The 20,312-nt window shown below is 76.1% G+C and carries 18 protein-coding genes and 1 pseudogene; 6 read left to right on the forward strand and 13 right to left on the reverse strand.

The window, feature by feature from the left end; translation table 11 throughout:
- Positions 1-8 precede the first annotated feature (8 nt).
- Together ABZW14_RS27675 and ABZW14_RS27680 are read left to right on the forward strand one after the other, a co-directional pair.
- A pseudogene (locus tag ABZW14_RS27675) lies at positions 9-737 on the forward strand (CDP-alcohol phosphatidyltransferase family protein); the annotation flags it as partial.
- Positions 738-1,102: 365 nt separating this feature from the next.
- A complete protein-coding gene (locus tag ABZW14_RS27680; protein ID WP_355351837.1) occupies positions 1,103-2,830 on the forward strand; it encodes a sulfatase in 1,728 nt (575 codons plus the stop codon).
- A gap of 25 nt (positions 2,831-2,855) precedes the next feature.
- Here ABZW14_RS27680 and ABZW14_RS27685 read toward each other — a convergent pair whose 3' ends face one another.
- From ABZW14_RS27685 to ABZW14_RS27710, 6 genes are all read right to left on the reverse strand, one after another.
- Positions 2,856-3,134, reverse strand: a complete 279-nt coding sequence (locus ABZW14_RS27685; protein WP_355351839.1) for a hypothetical protein — start codon at positions 3,132-3,134, stop codon at positions 2,856-2,858.
- Positions 3,135-3,230: 96 nt separating this feature from the next.
- A complete protein-coding gene (locus tag ABZW14_RS27690) occupies positions 3,231-4,304 on the reverse strand; it encodes an ABC transporter ATP-binding protein (RefSeq protein WP_355351929.1) in 1,074 nt (357 codons plus the stop codon).
- Positions 4,286-5,086 carry an ABC transporter permease gene (locus ABZW14_RS27695; protein ID WP_355351841.1) on the reverse strand — a complete coding sequence of 267 codons (801 nt, stop codon included), beginning with the start codon at positions 5,084-5,086 and terminating at the stop codon, positions 4,286-4,288. Before ABZW14_RS27695 ends, ABZW14_RS27690 begins: the two co-directional genes overlap by 19 nt.
- Positions 5,083-5,871, reverse strand: coding sequence for a molybdate ABC transporter substrate-binding protein (gene modA / locus ABZW14_RS27700; RefSeq protein WP_355351843.1), 789 nt, complete (start codon positions 5,869-5,871; stop codon positions 5,083-5,085). The genes ABZW14_RS27695 and modA overlap by 4 nt, the downstream gene beginning before the upstream one ends.
- A complete protein-coding gene (locus ABZW14_RS27705) occupies positions 5,868-6,269 on the reverse strand; it encodes a MerR family DNA-binding transcriptional regulator (RefSeq protein WP_148425317.1) in 402 nt (133 codons plus the stop codon). The genes modA and ABZW14_RS27705 overlap by 4 nt, the downstream gene beginning before the upstream one ends.
- A gap of 99 nt (positions 6,270-6,368) precedes the next feature.
- Positions 6,369-8,462 (reverse strand): heavy metal translocating P-type ATPase, encoded by a 2,094-nt coding sequence (locus ABZW14_RS27710; RefSeq protein WP_355351845.1) that lies wholly within the window; start codon positions 8,460-8,462, stop codon positions 6,369-6,371.
- Positions 8,463-8,596: 134 nt separating this feature from the next.
- On the opposite strand from ABZW14_RS27710, the gene ygiD reads away from it, so the two are divergent.
- Positions 8,597-9,466, forward strand: a complete 870-nt coding sequence (ygiD, locus tag ABZW14_RS27715) for a 4,5-DOPA dioxygenase extradiol (protein ID WP_355351847.1) — start codon at positions 8,597-8,599, stop codon at positions 9,464-9,466.
- Between the two features lie 6 nt (positions 9,467-9,472).
- Here ygiD and ABZW14_RS27720 read toward each other — a convergent pair whose 3' ends face one another.
- Complete coding sequence (locus ABZW14_RS27720; RefSeq protein WP_355351849.1) at positions 9,473-9,862, reverse strand: DUF1622 domain-containing protein; 390 nt, start codon at positions 9,860-9,862, stop codon at positions 9,473-9,475.
- 221 nt (positions 9,863-10,083) lie between these two features.
- On the opposite strand from ABZW14_RS27720, the gene ABZW14_RS27725 reads away from it, so the two are divergent.
- A complete protein-coding gene (locus ABZW14_RS27725) occupies positions 10,084-10,251 on the forward strand; it encodes a hypothetical protein (protein WP_355351851.1) in 168 nt (55 codons plus the stop codon).
- Positions 10,252-10,285: 34 nt separating this feature from the next.
- Here the strand turns inward: ABZW14_RS27725 and ABZW14_RS27730 are convergent, their stop codons facing one another.
- From ABZW14_RS27730 to ABZW14_RS27745, 4 genes are read right to left on the reverse strand one after another with little or no spacing between them, the layout of a single operon-like run.
- On the reverse strand, positions 10,286-10,951 hold the full coding sequence (locus ABZW14_RS27730) for a TcmI family type II polyketide cyclase (protein ID WP_355351853.1): 666 nt from the start codon (positions 10,949-10,951) through the stop codon (positions 10,286-10,288).
- A gap of 39 nt (positions 10,952-10,990) precedes the next feature.
- Positions 10,991-12,217, reverse strand: coding sequence for a cytochrome P450 (locus ABZW14_RS27735; RefSeq protein ID WP_355351855.1), 1,227 nt, complete (start codon positions 12,215-12,217; stop codon positions 10,991-10,993).
- Positions 12,214-12,534, reverse strand: coding sequence for an antibiotic biosynthesis monooxygenase family protein (locus tag ABZW14_RS27740; RefSeq protein ID WP_355351857.1), 321 nt, complete (start codon positions 12,532-12,534; stop codon positions 12,214-12,216). Before ABZW14_RS27740 ends, ABZW14_RS27735 begins: the two co-directional genes overlap by 4 nt.
- On the reverse strand, positions 12,531-14,810 hold the full coding sequence (locus ABZW14_RS27745) for an FAD-dependent monooxygenase (protein ID WP_355351859.1): 2,280 nt from the start codon (positions 14,808-14,810) through the stop codon (positions 12,531-12,533). Before ABZW14_RS27745 ends, ABZW14_RS27740 begins: the two co-directional genes overlap by 4 nt.
- Positions 14,811-15,029: 219 nt before the next feature.
- Here ABZW14_RS27745 and ABZW14_RS27750 point away from each other — a divergent pair, with 219 nt between their 5' ends.
- Together ABZW14_RS27750 and ABZW14_RS27755 are read left to right on the forward strand one after the other, a co-directional pair.
- Entirely contained in the window at positions 15,030-16,172 is a 1,143-nt protein-coding gene (locus tag ABZW14_RS27750; protein WP_355351861.1) for a sensor histidine kinase, read from the forward strand.
- Positions 16,169-16,825 carry a response regulator transcription factor gene (locus ABZW14_RS27755; RefSeq protein WP_355351863.1) on the forward strand — a complete coding sequence of 219 codons (657 nt, stop codon included), beginning with the start codon at positions 16,169-16,171 and terminating at the stop codon, positions 16,823-16,825. Before ABZW14_RS27750 ends, ABZW14_RS27755 begins: the two co-directional genes overlap by 4 nt.
- A 10-nt stretch (positions 16,826-16,835) precedes the next feature.
- On the opposite strand, the gene ABZW14_RS27760 is transcribed toward ABZW14_RS27755, so the two are convergent.
- Both ABZW14_RS27760 and ABZW14_RS27765 read right to left on the reverse strand, forming a co-directional pair.
- A complete protein-coding gene (locus ABZW14_RS27760) occupies positions 16,836-17,489 on the reverse strand; it encodes a class I SAM-dependent methyltransferase (RefSeq protein ID WP_355351865.1) in 654 nt (217 codons plus the stop codon).
- 79 nt (positions 17,490-17,568) lie between these two features.
- Positions 17,569-20,271 (reverse strand): LuxR C-terminal-related transcriptional regulator, encoded by a 2,703-nt coding sequence (locus ABZW14_RS27765; RefSeq protein ID WP_355351867.1) that lies wholly within the window; start codon positions 20,269-20,271, stop codon positions 17,569-17,571.
- Positions 20,272-20,312 lie beyond the last annotated feature (41 nt).

The following is a 20,312-nucleotide window of genomic DNA, read 5'->3' on the forward strand; positions in this document are numbered from 1 at the left end:
TTTCCGTGATGACTGGCAGGGTTGTCGATCATAGACACGGAGGCAGGGTGTCCACGGTTCGAAATGGCCCGTTGGTCGGGTTGATCGTGCAGTTCGTCCTGCTGGCCGGGCTCGCCGGCACGGTGGGCCTCGGCGTGGCGGGCTGGCTGGCCGGCCTGGCGTACGCCGCCGTGCTCTGCGGGCTGCTCCGGCGCGGCCTGCGGGCGGCCGGCGCGGACCGGCTCGGCCCCGCCGACCGGGTGACGCTGGCCCGGGCGCTGCTGGTCGGCGGGGTGCTCGCCCTGGTCGTCGACGGCGGCCCGGCGCCGGTGGCCGTGCTGGTCCCGCTCACCGCGGTGGCGCTCGCGCTGGACGCGGTGGACGGCCAGGTTGCCCGGCGCACCGGCACGGTGAGCGCGCTGGGCGCGCGCTTCGACATGGAGGTCGACTCGTTCCTGCTGCTGGTCCTCAGCGTCCACCTGACCCCCTCGGCCGGCGCGTGGGTGCTGCTCATCGGCGGGATGCGGTACGCCTTCGTGGCGGCGAGCTGGCCGCTGCCCTGGATGGACGGCGTGCTGCCGCCCCGGTTCTGGCGCAAGGTGGTCGCGGCGGCGCAGGGCGTGGTGCTGGCGACGGCGGCGAGCGGGCTGCTACCGCCGGCGGCGACCGCCGCGCTGGTGGCCGGGGCGCTGGCCCTGCTGGTCGAGTCGTTCGGCCGCGACGTCGCCTGGCTGTGGCGGCACCGCCCGGCCGCCCCGGCGGCCCGCCCCGTCCCGGCCGTCGAACTCGTCCCGGCGACGGCCGTCGGTCCACCCACCGCGACCGCGCTCCCCGCGCTGGGCATCCGACCCGCCGCGACCGCCCTGCCCGCCCTGGGCCGCGGACCGCTTCGCCCCGGCACGGGCGCCGTCCCGTCCTGGACCGGCGGCACCGGCCCGGCCGACCTCCCGGCCCGCGTGGCCGGTCCCGCGGCGGCCGGGCCGGTGCGGCTCGCGCCCGCCGGCGCGGGCGGTCCCGGCGCACGAGCGGCGGACCCGCCCGCGCCTCCGGTACCGGTGGCCGTCCGGATCGTCGCCCACCAGCCGGCCTGACCCCTCCCTCCCCCTCGCCGAAGGACCCCGCCGTGGCACTGCGCATCCGTTTCCGCCGGCCGGCCGGGCCGGCCACCCCCGCCCCGGACACCGAAGCGTCCCCGCCCTCGCCCGGGGAGGCCACACCGTCGGGAGACGCCCCGCGTACCCGTCGGGTGGCCGGCGCGATCCTCACCGGGCTGGCGGCGCTGCTCGTGGTGGCGGCGCTGGTCGCACCGGACCGGCTGGCCCAGGCCGGGCCGGGCGCGGTGCTGCGGATCCCGGTGGAGGCCCTGGTCGCGGTGGCGCTGCTGCTCGTCCTGCCGGACCGGGCCCGCCGGCCGGCCGCCGTGGCGTTCGGCGCCGTGCTGGGCCTGCTGGCCGTGGTCAAGCTGCTGGACACGGGCTTCTTCGTGGCCCGGGACCGCCCGTTCGACGTGCTGCTCGACTGGGGTCTGTTCGACGACGGCTACGGCTACCTGACCGACTCGGTCGGAAGGGCCGGCGCCGTCGCCGCGGCGGTCGGTGCGGTGCTGCTGGTGGCGGGCCTGCCGGTGCTGGTGGCGCTCGCGGCGCGGCGGCTGGCCCGGCTCGTGGCGCGGCACCGCACCGGTGCGGCCCGGGTGCTCGCCGCGCTGGCCGTACTCTGGCTGGGCTGCGCCCTGTTCGGGGTACGCCTCACCGCCGGCGTGCCGGTCGCCGACCGGACGGCGACGACCCTTGTCGCGTCGCACGTCGGCCAGGTGCGGGCCGGCCTGCGTGACCGCGCGGCGTTCGCCGGGGAGATGACGGCCGACGCTTGGCGGGACGTGCCCGGCGACCGGCTGCTGACCGGGCTGCGCGGCAAGGACGTGCTGGTCACGTTCGTGGAAAGCTACGGCCGCGACGCCGTGGAGGACCCCGCCCTCGCGCCCGGGGTGACCGCGGTGCTCGACGACGGCTACCGCCGGCTGCGGGCGGCCGGCTACGACGCCCGCAGCGGCTTCCTGACCTCGCCCACCTTCGGCGGCGGCAGCTGGCTGGCCCACGCCACCCTGCTCTCCGGGCTGTGGATCGACAACGACCAGCGGCACCGGGACCTGCTGGCCGGGGACCGACTCACCCTCAACGGCGCGTTCCACCGGGCCGGCTGGCAGACCGTCGGCGTGTTCCCCGCGGCCACCGAACCCTGGCCGGAGGGGAGGTTCTTCGGCTACGACCGCTACTACGACGCCGGGAAGCTGGCCTACCGGGGCCCCAAGTTCAGCTACGCGCCGATGCCCGACCAGTACACCCTGGCCACCTTCCAGCGGCTGGAGCGGGACCACCCGCACGCCCCGCTGATGGCGGAGATCCCGCTGGTGTCCAGCCACTCCCCCTGGTCGGCCATCCCGAAGCCGGTGCCCTGGGCGGCGGTGGGCGACGGCACGATCTTCCACACCGCGGCCACCCACACCGGTGGCAGCCGGGACGTGCTCCAGCGGGACGCCGCCCAGATCCGCACCGACTACGCGCACTCCATCGAGTACAGCCTCGGCACCCTGGTGTCGTACGTGCTGACCCACGGCGGGGACGACCTGGTGCTGGTCGTGCTCGGCGACCACCAGCCGGCGGCCTCGGTCACCGGCGAGGGCGCCGGGCGGGACGTGCCGATCACCATCGTGGCGAAGGACCCGGCCGTGCTGGACCGGGTCGCCGGCTGGGGCTGGCAGGACGGGCTGCGCCCCGGCCCGCAGGCCCCGGTGTGGCGGATGGACACCTTCCGGGACCGCTTCCTCGCCGCGTTCTCCCCGGCGCACTGACTCTGGTCCCGCGCCCCGCTCGGGCTCAGGCCGCCCGGCGCCGCTCCCGGGCGGTCCGGCCGGGTGTCTCGCCGAACTCGGCGCGCCGGGCGCCGCCGCGGGCCAGCCGCATCGCCCGGCGGGCGTTGACCATGGGCTCGCACGGCCCGCTCCGCCCGGCGCACAGCAGGCTGGGACAGCGTCCCGTCGCATCGGGCTGGTGCGCGACCGCCACGTCGTACGCGGCCCGCCACAGCAGCGGATCGGTGACGTCGTCCGGCAGCGCGGCGTCCTGACTGGACCGGAACCGTGTCGTCTCGGGCACCCCGTTCCCCCTTCGTGATCGCTCCCCCTGTTCAGTGACCGGGTGGGCCGGCCTCAAACCTCCCACCGGCCCGGGTGGAGCGACCAGCGGTGTGCGTCACGTCGGGTACGCGCGGGTCTCCGCGGCCTTGACCGCCGCCCAGACCGGCTGGCCGGGGCGCAGCCCGAGGTGCGCCGCCGCGGCGGGGGTGACGTCGGCGGCCACGTCGACCGGCCCGGCGAGCTGCACCCGCAGGTTGTCGCCGTGCCGCTGCACCCCCGTCACGGTGGCCGGCCAGACGTTGCGGGGGCTCCCGTCCGGGCGCGCCGGGTGCAGCGCGACGGCGGCCGGCGGGAACGCGACGAACGCCTCCCCGTGCACGGTGTCGGCCGTGGTGAGGGTGAGGCCGCCGACGGTGACGGCGTGCCCGTCGGCGTGCCCGCGGTGCAGGTTGAGCCCGACCAGCCGGGCCACGTAGTCGGTGCGGGGGCGGGCCGTGACGGTCGCCGCGTCGCCCTCCTGGACCACCTGCCCCTGCTCGACGATCACCAGCCGGTCGGCGAGCACCAGGGCGTCCAGCGGGTCGTGGGTGACCAGCAGGGTGGCGCCGGGGTGCGCGCCCAGGTGCCGCTGGAGTTCGGCGCGGGTGTCGAGCCGGGTCCGGGCGTCGAGCGCGGCGAGCGGCTCGTCGAGCAACAGGAGGGTGGGCTCGACGGCGAGCGCGCGGGCGAGGGCGACCCGCTGGGCCTGCCCGCCGGAGAGCTGGCGCGGCTTGTGCCGGGCCTGCCCGCCGAGGCCGACCCGGTCGAGCCACTCCTGCGCCCGGGCCCGGGCGGCCCGCCGGTCGGCGCCCCGGCGGCGGGGCCCGAACGCCACGTTGTCCTGCGCGCTCAGGTGCGGGAAGAGCAGGTAGTCCTGGAACACCACGCCGACCGGCCGCCGTTCGGGCGGGGTCCACACCCGCCGGTCGGGACGGTCGAGGTCGACGCCGCCGAGGGTCAGATGCCCGGCACTGAGCGGGTGCAGCCCGGCCAGGGCCCGCAGGGCGGTGGTCTTGCCGGCCCCGTTCGGGCCGAGCAGCGCCACCACCTCCCCGGCGCCGATGCGCAGCCGCACGTCGAGGTGGAAGTCGCCCCGGCCGGCGACCAGGTGCGCGTCGAGCAGGGGTGCCGTCACGCCGTTCCGACCCAGCGGTCGCGCAGCCCGGCCAGGATGGCCACGGAGACGGTGAGCAGGATGAGGCTGAGCACGATGGCGGCCTGCACGTCGGTCTCCAGCGCCAGGTAGACGGCGAGCGGCATGGTCTGCGTCCGCCCCGGATAGTTGCCGGCGAAGGTGATCGTGGCGCCGAACTCGCCGAGCGCGCGGGCCCAGCAGAGCACCGCGCCGGCCGCCACCCCGGGGGCGACCAGCGGCAGGGTGACCCGGGTGAAGGTGGTCCACCGGCCGGCGCCGAGAGTGGCCGCCGCCTCCTCGTAGCGGGGGTCGGCGCCGCGCAGCGCGCCCTCGACGGCGATCACCAGGAAGGGCATGGCCACGAACGCCTCCGCCAGCACCACCCCGGCCGTGGTGAACGGCAGGCTCACCCCGAAGGTGGCGTCCAGCCAGGACCCGAGCAGCCCGCGCCGGCCGAAGACCAGCAGCAGCGCCACCCCGCCGACCACCGGGGGCAGCACCAGCGGCACGGTGACCAGCGCGCGGACCAGCCGCCGGCCGGGGAACTCGACCCGGGCCAGCAGCCACGCCAGGGGTACGCCGAGCGCGACGCAGAGCAGCGTGGCGGCGGTGGCCGTCTCCAGGGACAGCCGCAGCGCGGTGAGCACCCCGGGCTGGGTGAGCCGCCGGGGCAGCGTGGTCCACGGCGCCCGGACCAGCAGCCCGGCCAGCGGCAGGACGAGGAAGAGCAGGCCGAGCCCGGCCGGGAGGAGCAGGGCCAGCGGCACCCGCTGCCGGCGGCGCGCGGGGCGGGTCACCGGTTCGGTGGCGCCTGGAACCCGGCGGCGGTGAGCACGGCCAGGCCGGCGTCGGAGCGGACGTGATCGACGAACGCGCGGGCCCCGTCCGGGTTGCCGGCGTGCTTCAGGACCACGATCGGGTAGTCGTTGACCGCCCGGGCCGACTCGGGGAACTCGACGGCGTCCAGCTCGGCGGCGGCGCCGCGCACGTCGGTGCGGTAGACCAGCGCCGCGTCGACCTCACCGAGCTTCACCTTCGCGAGCGCGCCCTTGACGTCCTGCTCCAGGGTGGCGGGGGTGAGGCGCACGCCGGCCGCGGCGAGGGCGGTCTTCGCCGCGGCGCCGCACGGCACCTGCTCGGCGCAGAGCGCCACCTTCGCCCCGGGCCGGGCCAGGTCGGCCAGGCCGCCGATCTGGTGCGGGTTGCCCTTGGGTACGGCGACGACGAGCTGGTTGCGGACCAGGACGGCCGGTGTCCCGTCGGCGTCGCCCGCGTCGGTGACGGTCTTCATGGTGGCCGGCGAGGCGGCGGCGAACACGTCGGCGGGCGCGCCCTGGGTGATCTGGGTGGCGAGGGCCGAGCTGCCGGCGAAGTTGAAGACGACCCGGGTGCCGGGGTGGGCGGCCTCGTAGTCCTTGCCGAGCTTCGTGAAGGTCTCGGTGAGCGAGGCGGCGGCGAACACCGTCAGTGTGCCGCCCGTGCCGGCGCGCGACCCGTCGTCGTCGGCGCCGCCGCAGCCGGTCAGGGTCAGTCCCAGCACGGCCAGCCCGGCGAGGGCGGCGCGGATCCACCGTGCGGTCACGGGCTGGTCCTTCCCTTCGGCGCGGGCGCCCGCTCCACCACGACGGTGGTCGACTTGATCACCGCGACGGCGACCGAGCCGACCTGGAGGTCGAGGTCGTCGACCGCCTCGCGGCTCATCAGGGACACGATCCGGAACGGCCCGGCCTGGATGTCGACCTGGGCCATCACGGTGTCCTTGACGACGGCCGTGACGATGCCGCGCAGGCGGTTGCGGGCCGAGCTGAGCTCGGGGTGGCCCGGGGCACGGACGAACGCGGCCAGGTCGGCGCCGTCGAGCACCCGGTGGCCGTGCTCGTCGCGGGTGGCCGGCAGGCGCCCGGCGTCGATCCAGCGGCGGACCGTGTCCGCGCTGACCCCGAGCAGTTCGGCGGCCTCGCCAATCCGGAACACCGTCACGCGGCCACCCTAGCGTTTCGCAGGTGCGGGTGGGAAGCGGCGCAGCCCCTCGCATCCGCCAGGATGGAGGGGCCACGCCGGTCGTAGCTGCGACTGCCGTCAGTCGTCCGCCGGTGTGAGCCGGACCCGGCGGAGCAGCTGGGCGTTGAGCGCCACCACGATGGTGGAGGCGGACATCAGCACCGCACCCACCGCCGGGCTGAGCGCGACACCTGCCCAGGCCAGCACCCCGGCGGCGAGCGGGATGGCCACCACGTTGTAGCCGGCCGCCCAGGCCAGGTTCTGCCGCATCTTCCGGTACGACGCCCGGGACAGCCGGATCACGCCGGTCACGCCGCGCGGGTCGGAGGAGGCCAGCACCACCCCGGCGGACTCGATCGCCACGTCGGTGCCGGCGCCGATGGCCACGCCCACGTCGGCGCGGGCGAGCGCCGGGGCGTCGTTGACCCCGTCGCCGACCATGGCCACGGTCAGCCCGCGGGACTGGAGTTCGCTGACCGCCTTGTCCTTGTCGGCGGGCAGGACCTCGGCGAAGACCTCGTCCACGCCGGGGCGGAAGCCCAGGTCGGCGGCGACCGCCTCGGCGACCGGCCGCGCGTCCCCGGTGATCATCACGATCTTCTTCACCCCCTGCTCGCGCAGTTCCGCGATGGCCGCCCGGGCCTCCGGGCGCACCTCGTCCTCCAGGGCGAACGCGCCGACCACCTCGGGGCGGCCGGCCTCGGACAGCCGCACCAGGTGCAGCACCGCGGCGCCCCGTCGTGACCAGCCCTCCGCCGCGCGGGCCAGGTCGCCGGGGACGTCGGCGCCCAGCTCGCGCAGCAGGGCCGGGCCGCCCACCGCCCAGTCGGCGCCGTCCACCGTGGCGCGTACGCCCCGGCCGGTCAGCGAGCGGAAGTCCCGGGCCGCCGCCCGCAGGCCCCGGTCCTGCGCGGCGGTCACCAGGGCCCGGGCGAGCGGGTGCTCGCTGTCGGCCTCGACCGCGCCGGCCAGGCGCAGCGCTGCGTCGTCGTCCAGCCCGCCGGTGGCCGCCACCCCGGTGAGGGTGTGCCGTCCCTTGGTGAGGGTGCCGGTCTTGTCGAACAGCACCGCGTCGACGGTGCGCATGCGTTCGAGGGCGAGCCGGTCCTTCACCAGGATGCCGGCGCGGGCGGAGAGCGCCGTGGAGAGCGCCACGACCAGCGGGATGGCCAGCCCGAGGGCGTGCGGGCAGGCGATCACCAGCACCGTCACGGTCCGTACCACGGCCTGGTCGGTGTCGCCGACCACCAGCCAGGCCGCGAAGGTGGCCAGGCCGGCGAGGGCGGCGACGTAGAACAGCAGGGCGGCGAACCGGTCGGCAAGCACCTGGGCACGCCCGCCGGAGGACTGCGCCTGGGCGACGAGGCGGCCGATGCCGGCGAGCGCGGTGTCCTCGCCGACGGCCTCGACGCGTACCCGGAGGGCCGAGTCGGTGGCCACCGTGCCGGCGACCACCCGGTCCCCGACGGCGCGCGGCACCGGCCGGGACTCCCCCGTGATCATCGACTCGTCAAGCTCGGCGGCGCCGTCGACGATCCGGCCGTCGGCCGGCACCCGGCCGCCGGAGCGCACCAGCACCAGGTCGCCGACACGCAGGTCGGCCACCGGCACGCGGTGCGTGGCGCCGGAGTCGTCGAGGCGTTCGGCGTCGTCGGGCAGCAGCGCGGCCAGCGCCGCGAGGGCCCCCTGGGCCTGCCCGATCGCCTTCATCTCCTGCCAGTGGCCGAGCAGCATGATGGTGACCAGGGCCGCCAGCTCCCACCAGAAGTCCAGGTCGAACAGGCCGAGGCTGGTGGCCGCCGACGCCAGGTACGCGACCGTGATGGCCATCGAGATCAGCAGCATCATGCCCGGCGCCCGGTCGCGAACCTCGCGGACGCCGCCGACCAGGAACGGCCAGCCACCGTAGAAGAAGACGATCGTGCCGAGGACCGGGCCGACCCAGCGGACACCCGGGAAGTCCAGCGAGTAGCCGAGCCAGTCCATGACCATGTGGCTGGTCAGCACGATCGGCACGGTCAGCGCCAGGCTCAGCCAGAACTTGCGGCGGAACTGCTCGGGGTCGTGCCCCGCGTGCTTGTCATGCCCCGCGTGCCCGGCGTGCGGGTCGTGCTCGTCGTGCCCGGTCTGCGTGTCGTGGCCGGTGCCGTGGTGCCCATGTTCGGGTTGCATCGAACTCCACCTCCGCCACCACCATATACCCCTGGGGGGTATATGCCAACTCGCCGGTGCCGGCCCGGCCGGCGGCCGGACACGCGAGGGCCCCGCGGGTTAGCCTCGGGGGCAGGGCCGGCCCCGGGAGCGAGATGAGCGAGCAGAACACCCAGACGGTGCTGCCGGCGGCGTTCTTCGGGCACGGCAACCCGATGAACGCGCTGGAGGTCAACCGCTACAGCGCCGCCTGGCGGGAGTTCGGCCGCTCGGTGCCCCGGCCGCGGGCCATCCTGGTGGTCTCCGCGCACTGGTACATCGGCGCCACCGCGGTCACCGCGATGCCGCGGCCACGCACGATCCACGACTTCTACGGTTTCCCCCAGCAGCTCTTCGACGTGCGCTACCCGGCGCCCGGGCTGCCGGAGCTGGCCGAGGAGATCAGCGACGTGGTGCACCCCACCTGGGTCGGCGCCGACGTGGACTCCTGGGGCATCGACCACGGCACCTGGTCGGTGCTGACGCACGCGTTTCCCGACGCCGACATCCCGGTGGTGCAGCTCAGCATCAACGCGTTCAAGCCGTTCGACTACCACCTCGACCTCGGCGCCCGGCTCGCCCCGCTGCGCGAGCGGGGCGTGCTGGTGGTGGCCAGCGGCAACGTCGTGCACAACCTGGGCGGCGTCGACCCGCGGCTGGCCGACGAGGGCTTCGACTGGGCGCGCCGCTTCGACGACGCCGCCCGGGAGACGGTCCAGGACGCGCCGACCGAGGTGGCCCGGCTGGACGGGCACCGGGACTTCGACCTCGCGGTGCCGACACCGGACCACTTCATCCCGCTGCTCTACCTGGCCGGGCTGGCCGGCGCCACCGCGGACCGCCCGGAGGTGCTGGTCGACGGTTACGCGTACGGGTCGCTCTCGATGACCGCGTACACCCTCGGGCTGCGCTGTCGGGGCGAGCAGCCGGCGGGCGGCGCACCGTCGCTGCCGGGCGGGGTGCCCGCGGACTCGGCCAACATCTGAACTCGGCTACGAATCCTCACGGGGTCGGGCCGCGACGCCGGAGCCGCCGACCGGTCCCTTGCCCTGCCACGGCCAGCGGCCGTCCAGCTCCACCTCCAGCGAGAAGCTGAGGAACGTGCGGACCAGCACGATGAGCGCCAGCACCCCGACGCTGGTGAAGGTGGGCGAGACGGCCACGGTCCGGATGATGTCCCCGCCGACCAGGAACTCCAAGCCGAGCAGGATGGCCCGCCCGACGCCCTGCCGGTAGGACCGGTAGTGCTCGACGACCTGCCGGGTGCGCCACCAGCGCAGCCCGAAGACGACCGTGGCGGTCGCGACGCCCACCGCGATGACCAGCACCCCGGCCAGGTCCAGGAACGCGCCGATGTGCTGGATGAGCTCCTTCGTCGGCACCCGTCACCCCCGCGCCGCCGGCGGCGCCCCGCGCGCGCCGTCCGCAGCACCACCCTGTCGCATCGGAGCGGCAGGCGGGCGGCTTTCGCCCGGGCCCGCCCCGGCGGCGGGCTCGCCGGCATTCGCCCACCACCACCCTCCGCCGCGCCTAGGGTGGGAATCGGACCGGACCGTCCCGCACGCGGCGGGCGGTCACCGACGGCACCTGGCGAGGAGCGGACGTGACGGAGCCGGAAGAGGACCAGGAGAAGACCAGGAAGACCGACGACGTCCTGTACTCGGCGGACGGCGACCCGCACCACAACCTGGCCCAGGCGCCGCAGCCCGACGAGCACCTGACACCCCGCTACGAGCACGACGGCGAGACGGAGCCCGTCGGCGACGAGTAGACGGGGGCGCCTTCCGACGCCCCCGCCGCACGGCTCAGTCCTCGGCCTGCCAGCGGTAGAACACCGTGGCCACCGAGTCCTGCGGCCCGTGCCACTCCTCCGGCCGGTACGGGCTGACGTAGGGCGCGAGGTCCTGCATCACCTTCGCGAAGACCGGCTTCTCGTCGTGGTTGTTCCGGGTCGCCTCGGCGGCCGACGCCTCCTGTTCGAGCAGGTGGACGTAGACGTCGTCGATCGAGTACAGCCAGCGCCCGGTGACGCCCAGCTCGGCCGGCAGCGAGCCGGCGTCGGACTCGGCGAAGACCCGGGCCACGTCCGGTTCGGCGCCGGGCTTGATCCGCCCGACGATCACGGTCAGCGTGGTCTCCGCGGGCGGCTCTCCCTCCGGGGCCCAGTGGTAGAACTCCTTGGCCACCGAGTCGGACGGGTTCTTCCAGTACCTCGGGTACGGCGTCACGTACGGGCCGATGGCCTCGGCGATCTTCTGGAAGGCGGGCAGCCCCCGGGTCTGGCCCGAGATCCTCGGGTCCTGTTCGCGCTCGATGACGTGGATGTAGAGGTCGTGGTGGGACAGCAGGATGCGTCCGATGACCCCGAGGTCCTGGGGCCGGGTGGCCTGGTCGTAGTGGCCGAAGACATCCCCGACGATCTTGTCGCTGCCGGGGACCATGTGGCAGACGATCACGTTCCGGAAGACCATGGCTGCTCCTTGGGTGGGTTCGGGTGTGCGGGGAGAGGCTCAGGCGGCAAAGGTGACGGGCAGCTCCAGCAGGCCGCGGAACGGCGACGCGGCCGGCAGCCGGCGCACCTCGTCGACGGGTACGCCGAGCCGTAGCCCGGGCAGCCGGCGCAGCAGCGCGGCGAGCGCGATCTGCGCCTCCATCCGGGCCAGCGAGACGCCGAGGCAGTAGTGCACGCCGTGCCCGAAGCCCAGGTGCGGGCCGCGGACCCGGCGCAGGTCCAGCCGGTCGGGGTCGGTGAAGTGGGCGGGATCGTGGTTCGCCGCGTTGATCGCCACGCCGACGATCGACCCGCGGGGGATGCACACGCCCTCGTACTCGATGTCCTCGGTGGCGATCCGCGGGCTGGCCACCGGCAGCGGGCCGTCGAACCGCAGCAGCTCCTCGATGGCGGCCGGCAGCAGTTGGGGCGTGGCCCGCAGCAGCTCCAGCTGCTCGGGGTGGGTGAGCAGGGCGAGCACCGCGTTGCCGAGGAAGTCCGCGGTGGTCTGGTGCCCGGCGAACACCAGCAGGAAGGTCGTGGTGACCAGCTCCGCCTCGGAGAGCGTCCCGTCGCGGTCGACCGCGTCGATCAGCGCGCCGATGATGTCGTCGGCCCGGTCGCCGCGCTTGGCGCGCACCAGGTCGGCGAAGTAGTGGTGCAGGCGCAGCTGGGCCTCCTGCACGGCCGCCCGCTCCTCCGCCGGTGGCCGCCGCGTCGAGCCGGACGTGCGGATGACCTGCGTCCAGTCGAGCACCCGGTCGTGGTCCTCCGGCGGCACCCCGAGCAGCTCGCAGATGACCGTCATGGGCAGCGGGATGGCGAAGTCGCGCATCAGCTCGGCCTGGCCCTGCGGGAGCATCTTGTCGATGAGGTGGTCGACGACCTGCGCGATCCGCGGCCGCAGCGCCTCGATCCGCCGGGGCGCGAACGCCTGGGACACCACCCGGCGCAGCCGGGTGTGCTCGGGCGGATCGGAGTTGAGCATGTTGCGGTTCAACCCCTCCGAGTTCGGGCCGAAGATCCGCAGGTAGTGCTGGCCGGGACCGTAGAGGTCCTTGGACAGCCGCGGGTCGGTCAGCGCCGTCCGGGCGTCGTCGAACCGGGTGATGAGCCAGGAGTCGAAGCGCGGGGAGCTGACCGGGCACACCGGCCGGTCGGTGCGCAGCCGGGCGAAGGTCGGGTAGGGGTCGGCGGCGAACCCGTCGGTGTAGAGCTCGCCCGCCGGCACGGCGTCCTCGGTCATCGGTCCTCCTCGGATGCGCTGCCCACGCTGTGCAGCACCTGGTAGGTGTGCCGCTGCGCGGACTCGCGCAGCTCGCGGATGATGCGCAGCAGCCGGTCCCGGTGCTCGCTGCGGCCGAAGGCGTCCAGCCGCTCGCGGTCCGCCCAGTCGCTGATGATCAGATAGCTGCGCGGGTCGTCGGCGTCGCGGACCAGGTCCTGGTGCAGGCAGCCGTCCAGCGTGCGGATCTCCTCGGCCGCGGTGCGCCACTCGGCCTCGAAGCGCTCCTCGCAGCCCTCCCGGGTCCGCATCGCGAGCACCGTGCGTACCCGGGTCACCGGGCACCACCGAACACCAGGTGCAGGTGCTTGCGGAGCGCGTCGGCGTCGACCGGCTGGCTGCGGAACCCGACGTGCCCGTCCGGGCGGACCAGGTACAGCCCGGTGCCGGTCAGCCCGTACGTGGCGCGGAACCGGCCCTCGGCGTCGCACAGCACCGGCGGGTCGAGCAGCCGGGGCTCGGCGGCGTCCGGGCTGAGCAGCAGGTACGCGTCGACCTCCCCGGCCGCCTGCCGCCGCACGTCGGCGCAGAGTTCGGCCATCGCGCGCAGCGCCGGCTCGTCGGCCGACGCGTCGGCGTAGAGCAGCAGCGTGTGCCGGGTGCCGCGGGTCAGGTCGCGCAGCCGCAGCGGGTGGCCGACACCGCGGCGCAGCAACCCGTCCACGTCGGGGGCGCGGTCCCCGGGGCGGGGCGCCTCGCCCAGTGCGTCCGGATCGGACAGGCACTCGCCGACCAGCGGGCTGCCCGCGTAGCTGAGCAGCATGGACATCTCCTGGAGGAACTGCCGCTTCAGGTCCTCGCGGTCCAGCTCGTCGGTGAACGCCATCCGGACGGCGCGGCCGACGATCTCCTCGCCCTCCGGCCGCCGCTCGGTCTCGTAGCTGTCCAGCAGGCCGGGCGCGGCGATCCCGCGGACCGCCAGGGCCAGCTTCCAGGCCAGGTTCCAGGCGTCCTGGATGCCGGTGTTCATGCCCTGGCCGCCGGCCGGCGGGTGCAGGTGGGCGGCGTCGCCCACCACGAACACCCGGCCGTCGCGGTAGCGGTCCACGATGCCGTGGCTGATCCGGAACACCGACGACCAGCGCAGGTTCGCGGCGCGGGTGCCGGGCGGGGCGAGATGGTCGAGGGCGGCCTGGACGTCCGCCAGGGTGGGCGCGCCCAGCTCCGCGCTGAACCCGGGCGGGGCGTCCTGCCCGCCGGTCTGCGCGAAGAAGCGGGGCGGGGCCAGGGTGGCGATCCGGTAGCGGCGCTCGCCGCGCAGCGGGACGCAGACCAGCATGCCGTCCATCCGGCCGTCGGTCTCGTGCAGGAACCGCAGCAGGTGCCCGTCGGGCATGTCCCAGTCCACGTCGACGTCGCCGAGCATGAACAGCTGGGGGAACCGGCCGAGCCCGCCCGTGAAGGTCAGCCCGAGCAGTTCCCGCACCCGGCTGTGCGCGCCGTCGCAGCCCACCAGGTACTGTGCGCGGACCGTCTCGGTGCCGCCGTCGGCGGTGGTGACGGTGGCCGTCACGCCCTCGTCGTCCTGGGTGAAGTCGACCAGCTCGGCGCCGCGCTGAGGGCGTACCCCGAGGGTGGCCAGCCGGGCGGTCAGGATGCGCTCGGTCTCGTACTGGGGCAGGCCGAGGTGGGCGTACGGCAGGCCGGGCAGCTCCCAGCTCATCCGGTGCGTCTCCGCCCCGTTAACGAAGACCATGTTGCCGGTGAGCCAGATGCCGGCGTCCATGGCCTCCCGGACGACGCCCTGCTCCTCCCAGATCTCCATGGTGCGGCAGTGCACGCCGATCGCCTTGTCGGCCTGCCCGGCCGGGGTGGCCAGCTTGTCGATCACCCGGCAGTCGACACCCCGCCGGGCCAGCTCGACGGCGGCGGTGAGCCCGGCGGGCCCCGCCCCGACGACGAGTACGTCCGTTGTCCTGTGCACGTCGGCCTCCCTGCCCGTGGTGGGTTGTCGCCCGCCGTCCCCGTCGGGCACGACGTGGAACAGGCGGCGCCGGATGTCGAGAAGGAACGGCGCGATCGGCCCGGCCTGCGCGGAGGCGTGGGCCGGGTCGGCGATCCAGCGGAGGAACTCCCCCGCGCTGTTCCACTCGGCGAAGATGTGGTGCACGTCCGACCCGGGTTCGCGCAGCAACTGCTCGCGCCGGTACCCCGGTATCCCGGCCATCCGCGCCCGGACCTCCGGGTAGCCGCGGTGGAACTCGGCGAGCCGGGGCGTCGGCACGGTCAGCTCCACGTCCACGTAGACCGTCGAGTCGCCCGTCCCGTGCTCCCGCAGCACCGGGTAGTCGGCCGGTCCGGCCGGCTCGGTGAGCGGCCGGACCAGCTCGGCCAGCCGCGCGGCCACCGGCCCGTCCCGGTACGCGCGAAGCGCCGCCTCGTCGGCCCACTCGGTGACGACGACGAACCCGCGCGGGTCCAGGGCGTCGAGCAGCAGCTCGTGCCGGAGGTTGCCGGCCGATCCACCGACCTGCCCCGCGACCGTCCGCCACGCGGACCGCACGGCGGGCTCGCAGCCCGGATGCGCGCGCAGCCGGAGCATCGTCCTGATCATGAGGTCCCCTTCGACGGCCTGCGGGAGACGGTGGAACTGTCGCGGCCGGGTGGGCCGGCCATCACGTCGTCGCGCTGCGACCCTGCCGGAGGTCGCGTCAACCGTCCGTCACCGGCGGCCGCCGCGACGTCCCGGCCCGGTGACGCCGCGGGGACGGGACACCGCTAGGACGGCGCGCGGCGCGGGCCGTCGTCGGTGGACCTCCGTACCGTGGGCGGGGTGAGGATCTGGAACCGGCTCGCCGGCGCCGCCCCCGACCTCGGGTTCGCCGTGGCGTTCCTGGTCGCGCTCGCAGTGGAGGCGGTCGCCGTCGCGCAGAGCTGGGGCGCCCGGTACTGGGTGTTCGGCGGGCTCGCCGCCGTGGTGACCGGCGTGCTCGCGCTGCTGCGCCGGTGGCACCGGGGCCGGCTGGCCGTCGCCGGGCTCGTCGTCGCGGCGGTGACCGTGCTGGTCGCCCGGCTGGCCCACCTGCCGGCCGAGCCGGGTCCGGCCCTGGCGCTCGCGCTGGCGGTGCTCGTCGGCGCGGCGGTGCGTACCCTTCCGCCGGTGCCGGCCGGTGCGGTGGGCGCCGCGGGCCTCGCCCTCGTGGTGGGCGGCCAGCTCGCCGCCCGCCCGTCCCCGTCCGGGATCTCGTCGGTGGCCGCCCTGGCCGGGCCGGCCTGGCTGGCCGCCGTCGCGGTCGGGCTCTCGCTGCGCCTGGTCGACGCCCGCAACCAGGCCACCGCCGAGAAGGTACGCCAGGACGAGCGGCTGGAGCTGGCCCGCGAGCTGCACGACGTGGTGGCCCACCACGTCACCGGGATCGTGGTGCAGGCCCAGGCCGCCCGGTTGGTCGCCGGCCGGCACCCGGAGAAGCTCCCGGCCACCTTGGCCGGGATCGAGCTGGCCGGCTCGGACGCCCTCGCGGCCATGCGCCGGGTGGTCGGGCTGCTGCGCGACACCGCCGACGCCGCACCTGCCTCGCCCGGCCCGGAGCAGCTCGACGCCCTGGTCGAGCGCTTCAACCGGCACGGCCCGCCGGTGCGGCTGCACCTGGCCGGACCGCCCACGGAGTGGCCTCCGGAGGTGACCACCACCGTCCACCGGATCGTCCAGGAGGCACTGACCAACGTGTCCCGGCACGCCCCGCAGGCGCGGTCGGTCACCGTCACCGTGGGCCGGGACGCGGACGGGATCTCGGTGGAGGTGGTGGACGACGCGCCGCCGACCCCCGTCCGGAAGGGCCACCGCGGCGGGTACGGTCTCATCGGGATGCGCGAGCGCGTCCAGACCCTCGGCGGCACGCTGCGCGCCGGTCCCCGCCCCGACGGAGGCTGGGCCGTGCTGGCCACCCTCCCCCTCCCCACCAGGACGCCACGATGACCATCCGGGTGCTGCTCGCCGACGACCAGGCGATGGTCCGCGGCGGCCTGCGGCTGATTCTCGAGGACCAGCCGGACATCGACGTGGTGGCCGAGGTGTCCGACGGCGTCGATGCCGTGGCCGAGGCCCGCCGGCTGCGGCCGGACGTCTGCCTGGTCGACATCCGGATGCCCCGGCTGGACGGCATCGAGGTGACCCGCGCGCTGGCCGGCCCGGGGGTACCCCACCCGATGCGGGTCATCGTGGTGACCACCTTCGACCTCGACGAGTACGTCTACGGCGCGCTGCGCAACGGTGCGGTCGGCTTCCTCCTCAAGGACGCCGGGCCGGCGCTGCTGGTGGAGGCGGTGCGCGCCGCCCACAACGGCGACGCGCTGGTCTCGCCGTCGGTGACCCTTCGGCTGCTCCGGCACGTCACCGCGACCGGTGGGCCGCCCCGCGACAGGCCGGCGCCGCAGCTGTCGGACCGGGAGATCGAGGTGGTCCGGGCGATCGCGCGGGGGCGTACCAACCGGGAGATCGCCGCCGAGCTGTTCATCTCGCTGAGCACCGTCAAGAGCCACCTCTCCGGCATCCAGACGAAGCTGGGGCTGCGCAACCGGGTCGAGGTCGCCGCCTGGGCGTGGGAGAACCGCGTGGTGGAGAGCGGCTGACCGGCGCCGCTCAGGCGCCGGCGGCCCGGACCGTACGGAGCAGGAAGCCGGCCAGGACGAGGCGCTCGTCGCCGGTCTCCGCGACCACGTCGATCTCCGTGACCCGCGTGCCGGTCCACGCCGGCTCGGGGAAGCCCGCCCGCAGCTCCGGCTCGGTCACGCCCCAGCCGTGGCCCGCCGCCGGTGACACGACCAGCACGAAGACGGTCGCGCCCGGCGCGGCGAGGCCCGGCAGCGACGCGAGATAGCGGTCCACGGCGCCGCCGTTGCGGTGGATGCTGTGCAGCAGGCCGGAGTCGAACACCGAGTCGAACGGCGCCGAGGGCAGCGACAGGTTCGTGGCGTCCTGGACCTCGAAGTGCACGGCCAGGCCCTCGCGGGCGGCCTTGGCGCGGGCCACGTCGATCGCCACCCCGGAGATGTCGACCGCCGTCACCTGGTGCCCGCGCCGGGCCAGGGCGATCGCGAGATCGCCGGTGCCGCAGCCGATGTCGAGCACCTTGGGGCCCCGGACCTCGTGGTCGAGCACCTCGGCGAGGGCCGGCTGCGGGCCGCCGATGTCCCAGGGCGGCCCGCCCGAGTCGGCGGTGTCGCGGTAGACCTCGTCGTAGTCGTGGTCACCGTGGACGGGCTCGTCGCGGTGCGCTTCGACGTCGTGTGCCACCACACCCCCTGGACGACCGGCTCGGCGGCAGGAACCCGGGCTCGACCAGCACCCTACCCCGCGACGGGCCGGCGCGCGCTCAGGCGAAGAGCCGGGCCAGTTCGGTGCGGGAGCGGACGCCGAGCCGGTGGAAGATGTTGCGCAGGTGGTGGTCGATCGTCCGGGTGGAGAGCGACAGCCGGATGGCGATCTCCCGGTTTGTGGCCCCCTCGGCGACCAGCTGGGCGATGTGCAGCTGCTGGCCGGTCAGCAGCTGCGCCGCCGGCCGTTGCGGCGTGCCGACCGACTCCCCCGCCGCGCGCAGCTCCGCGCCCGCCCGCTCGGCCCAGACGGTGGCCCCGAGCAGGGTGAACGTCTCCCGCGCCCGGTGCAGGTACGCCCGGGCGTCCCGCGGCCGGCGGGCCCGGCGCAGTTCGCGGCCGAACAGCAGTTCGGTGCGGGCCCGCTCGAATCGGTCGGTGTCGGTGGGGTGCAGCCGCAGCGCCGTGCGGAACTCCCGTTCGGCCTCGGCACTGCCGCGGGGCGCCAGCAGCGCGTGGCAGCGGGCCGAGAGGGCCCGGCGCGACGGGCTCGCCGTGCTGCTGGCCCAGCGGTCGAAGACGGCGAGCGCGGCGGTGGGCCGCCGGCCGTCGTGGGCGGCGGCCTCCACGAGGTGCGGCGTGGCCATCACCTGCACGAGAACCTGGCCGCGGCCGGTGCCGGTGCGGGCCAGCGAGGCCAGCCGGGTGGTCGCGTCGGCGTGCCGGCCGTCGACCAAGTCGAGCACGCCGAGCGCCCACTGCGCGTACGCGTCGGGGCGGCTGCCCGGGGCGGCGCCCTCGCCGATCTCGGCGATCCGGGCGAGGCTGGTCGCCCGGTCGGCCCGCACGGCGGCCAGCACGGCGAGGATGCCGAGGTGGACCCGGGCGCAGGTCCACTGGCCGGTGGCACGGGCGATCCGCAGTCCCTCGCGGGCGGTCTCCGCCGCCGTGGCGTGCCGGCCCAGCCAGTACTCGGCGACCGCCCGCAGCTCCAGCGCGCGGGGCAGCACGGACCGCTCGTCGCGGGCCCGGGCCAGCTCGACGGCGCGGTCGGCGAGCCGGTGCGCCGCGCCGTCCACGGCCACCAGCAGTCCGGCCACGGCGGCGCAGACCAGCGCGGCCGGGGTGAGCGCCGGCCCGGTCAGCCGGCCGCCGAGGACGACGACCCGGCGCAGCGCCGGTCCGCCCTGCTCGTGGTCGCCCCGCAGGGTCGCACCGACGCCGGCCGCGAACGTGGTCAGCAGCTCGGCGTCCGGCGGGTCCCCGGGCCGGCGCAGCGCCCACGCCCGCCGCGCCACGTCCGCGTACCGGTAGTGGTCGCCGGTGAGGCAGATGGCCTCGCCGGCCCGGACCAGGCCGAGCAGGGCCGCCCCGCGGTCGGCCGGCGCGACGGCCCCGGCGGCGGCGAGCAGGGTGGTGACCGCGGTGGACGGCGCGTCGCAGCGCAGCTGGATCTCGCCGCGCAGCAGGTCGGCCGGCCCGGTCGCGGCCGGGTCGCCGGGCAGCGCGGCGAGCAGGCCCCGGGCCTCATCAGGGTGGCCGGCCGTCCACGCACGGCGCGCGGCGGCGATCGTCCGCGCGGCGGCGCGGGCGGGGTCGCCGCTCAGTTCGGCGGCGCGGCGCAGCGCGGCGACCGCCTCGGTCGCGTCGTCCGCGCCCGCGGCGGCCGCCGCCAGCTCCGCCGCCAGCGCCGGGTCGGGGCCGTCGGTGGCGGCGGCGCGGTGTACGGCCCGGCGCAGCGGCCGGTCGTCCAGCGCCCCGGCCAGCAGCAGGTGGGCCGCCCGCCGGTCGGCCAGCGGCGCGACGACCTCGATCATCGCCCGGGCCGGCGGGTGCGGGAAGGTCACGCCCGCCGGGCCGGCGCGCAGCAGGCCGGCGGCTTCGGCCGGTGCGAGCGCCTCGACGCCGGGGCCGGCGGCGCGCGCGGCACGGTCCAGGGTGGCCGGGTCCCCGTCCGCATCGAGCGCGGCCAGCAGCAGCACCCGCCGGGTGTCCGGCGGCAGCCGGTCGAGGCGGGCACGGTAGGCGGCGGCCAGCGCGCCGCCGGCCGGCGGGACGGCGGGCAGCGGCTCGTCCCCGTGCCACTGGCCGGGGGTGAGCGCGTCGGCGAGGTCGACCAGCGCCTGCGGGTTGCCGCCGCTGACCGCCGCCAGTCCGGCGGCCACCGGGGCCGGCGGTGGGGTGGGCCGTCGGTCGGCGAGCAGGGCCCGGCACTGCTGCTCGTCGAGGGGGCGCAGCCGGCGGGCGGGCAGGTCGCCGGCCGCCGCCTCGCCGGTCGCGGTGAGCAGGAGGACGACCGGCAGCCGGCTCAGCCGGCGGGCCACCACGGCGAGCGTCGCGCCCGTCTGCGGGTCGCCGTCGTCGACGTCGTCCATGGTGCACAGCAGCGGCCGGTCGCGGGCGGCGACGGCGAGCAGGCCGAGCACGGCGGTGGCCAGCGTCAGCCGCTGGGCGTCCGGGCAGCCGCCGCCGGTCAGCACCCGCCGCAGCACCCGCCGCTGCCGGTCGGGCAGCGCACCGGCCCGGTCGAGCACCGGGTCGAGCAGGCGTTGCAGGCCTGCGTACGGCAGCGTCGCCTCGTCGGCGAGCCCGGCGCCGGCGAGCACCGCCCGCTCACCGGCGTGCCGCCGGGCGTACGCCAGGAGCGCGCTGCGGCCCGAGCCGGGCTCGCCGTGGAACAGCAGCGCGCCGCCGGCCGTCCCGTCGAGGAGAGCGCGGATCGCCCGGCACTCGCCGCCCCGGCCGCGCAAGGTTATTTGCACTGGCAATGCAGTAACCATGCATCCAGTTTCACCTATCGGTA

Origin of the sequence: Micromonospora sp. NPDC004551 (assembly GCF_040609975.1) — a bacterium.
Lineage (GTDB): Bacteria > Actinomycetota > Actinomycetes > Mycobacteriales > Micromonosporaceae > Micromonospora.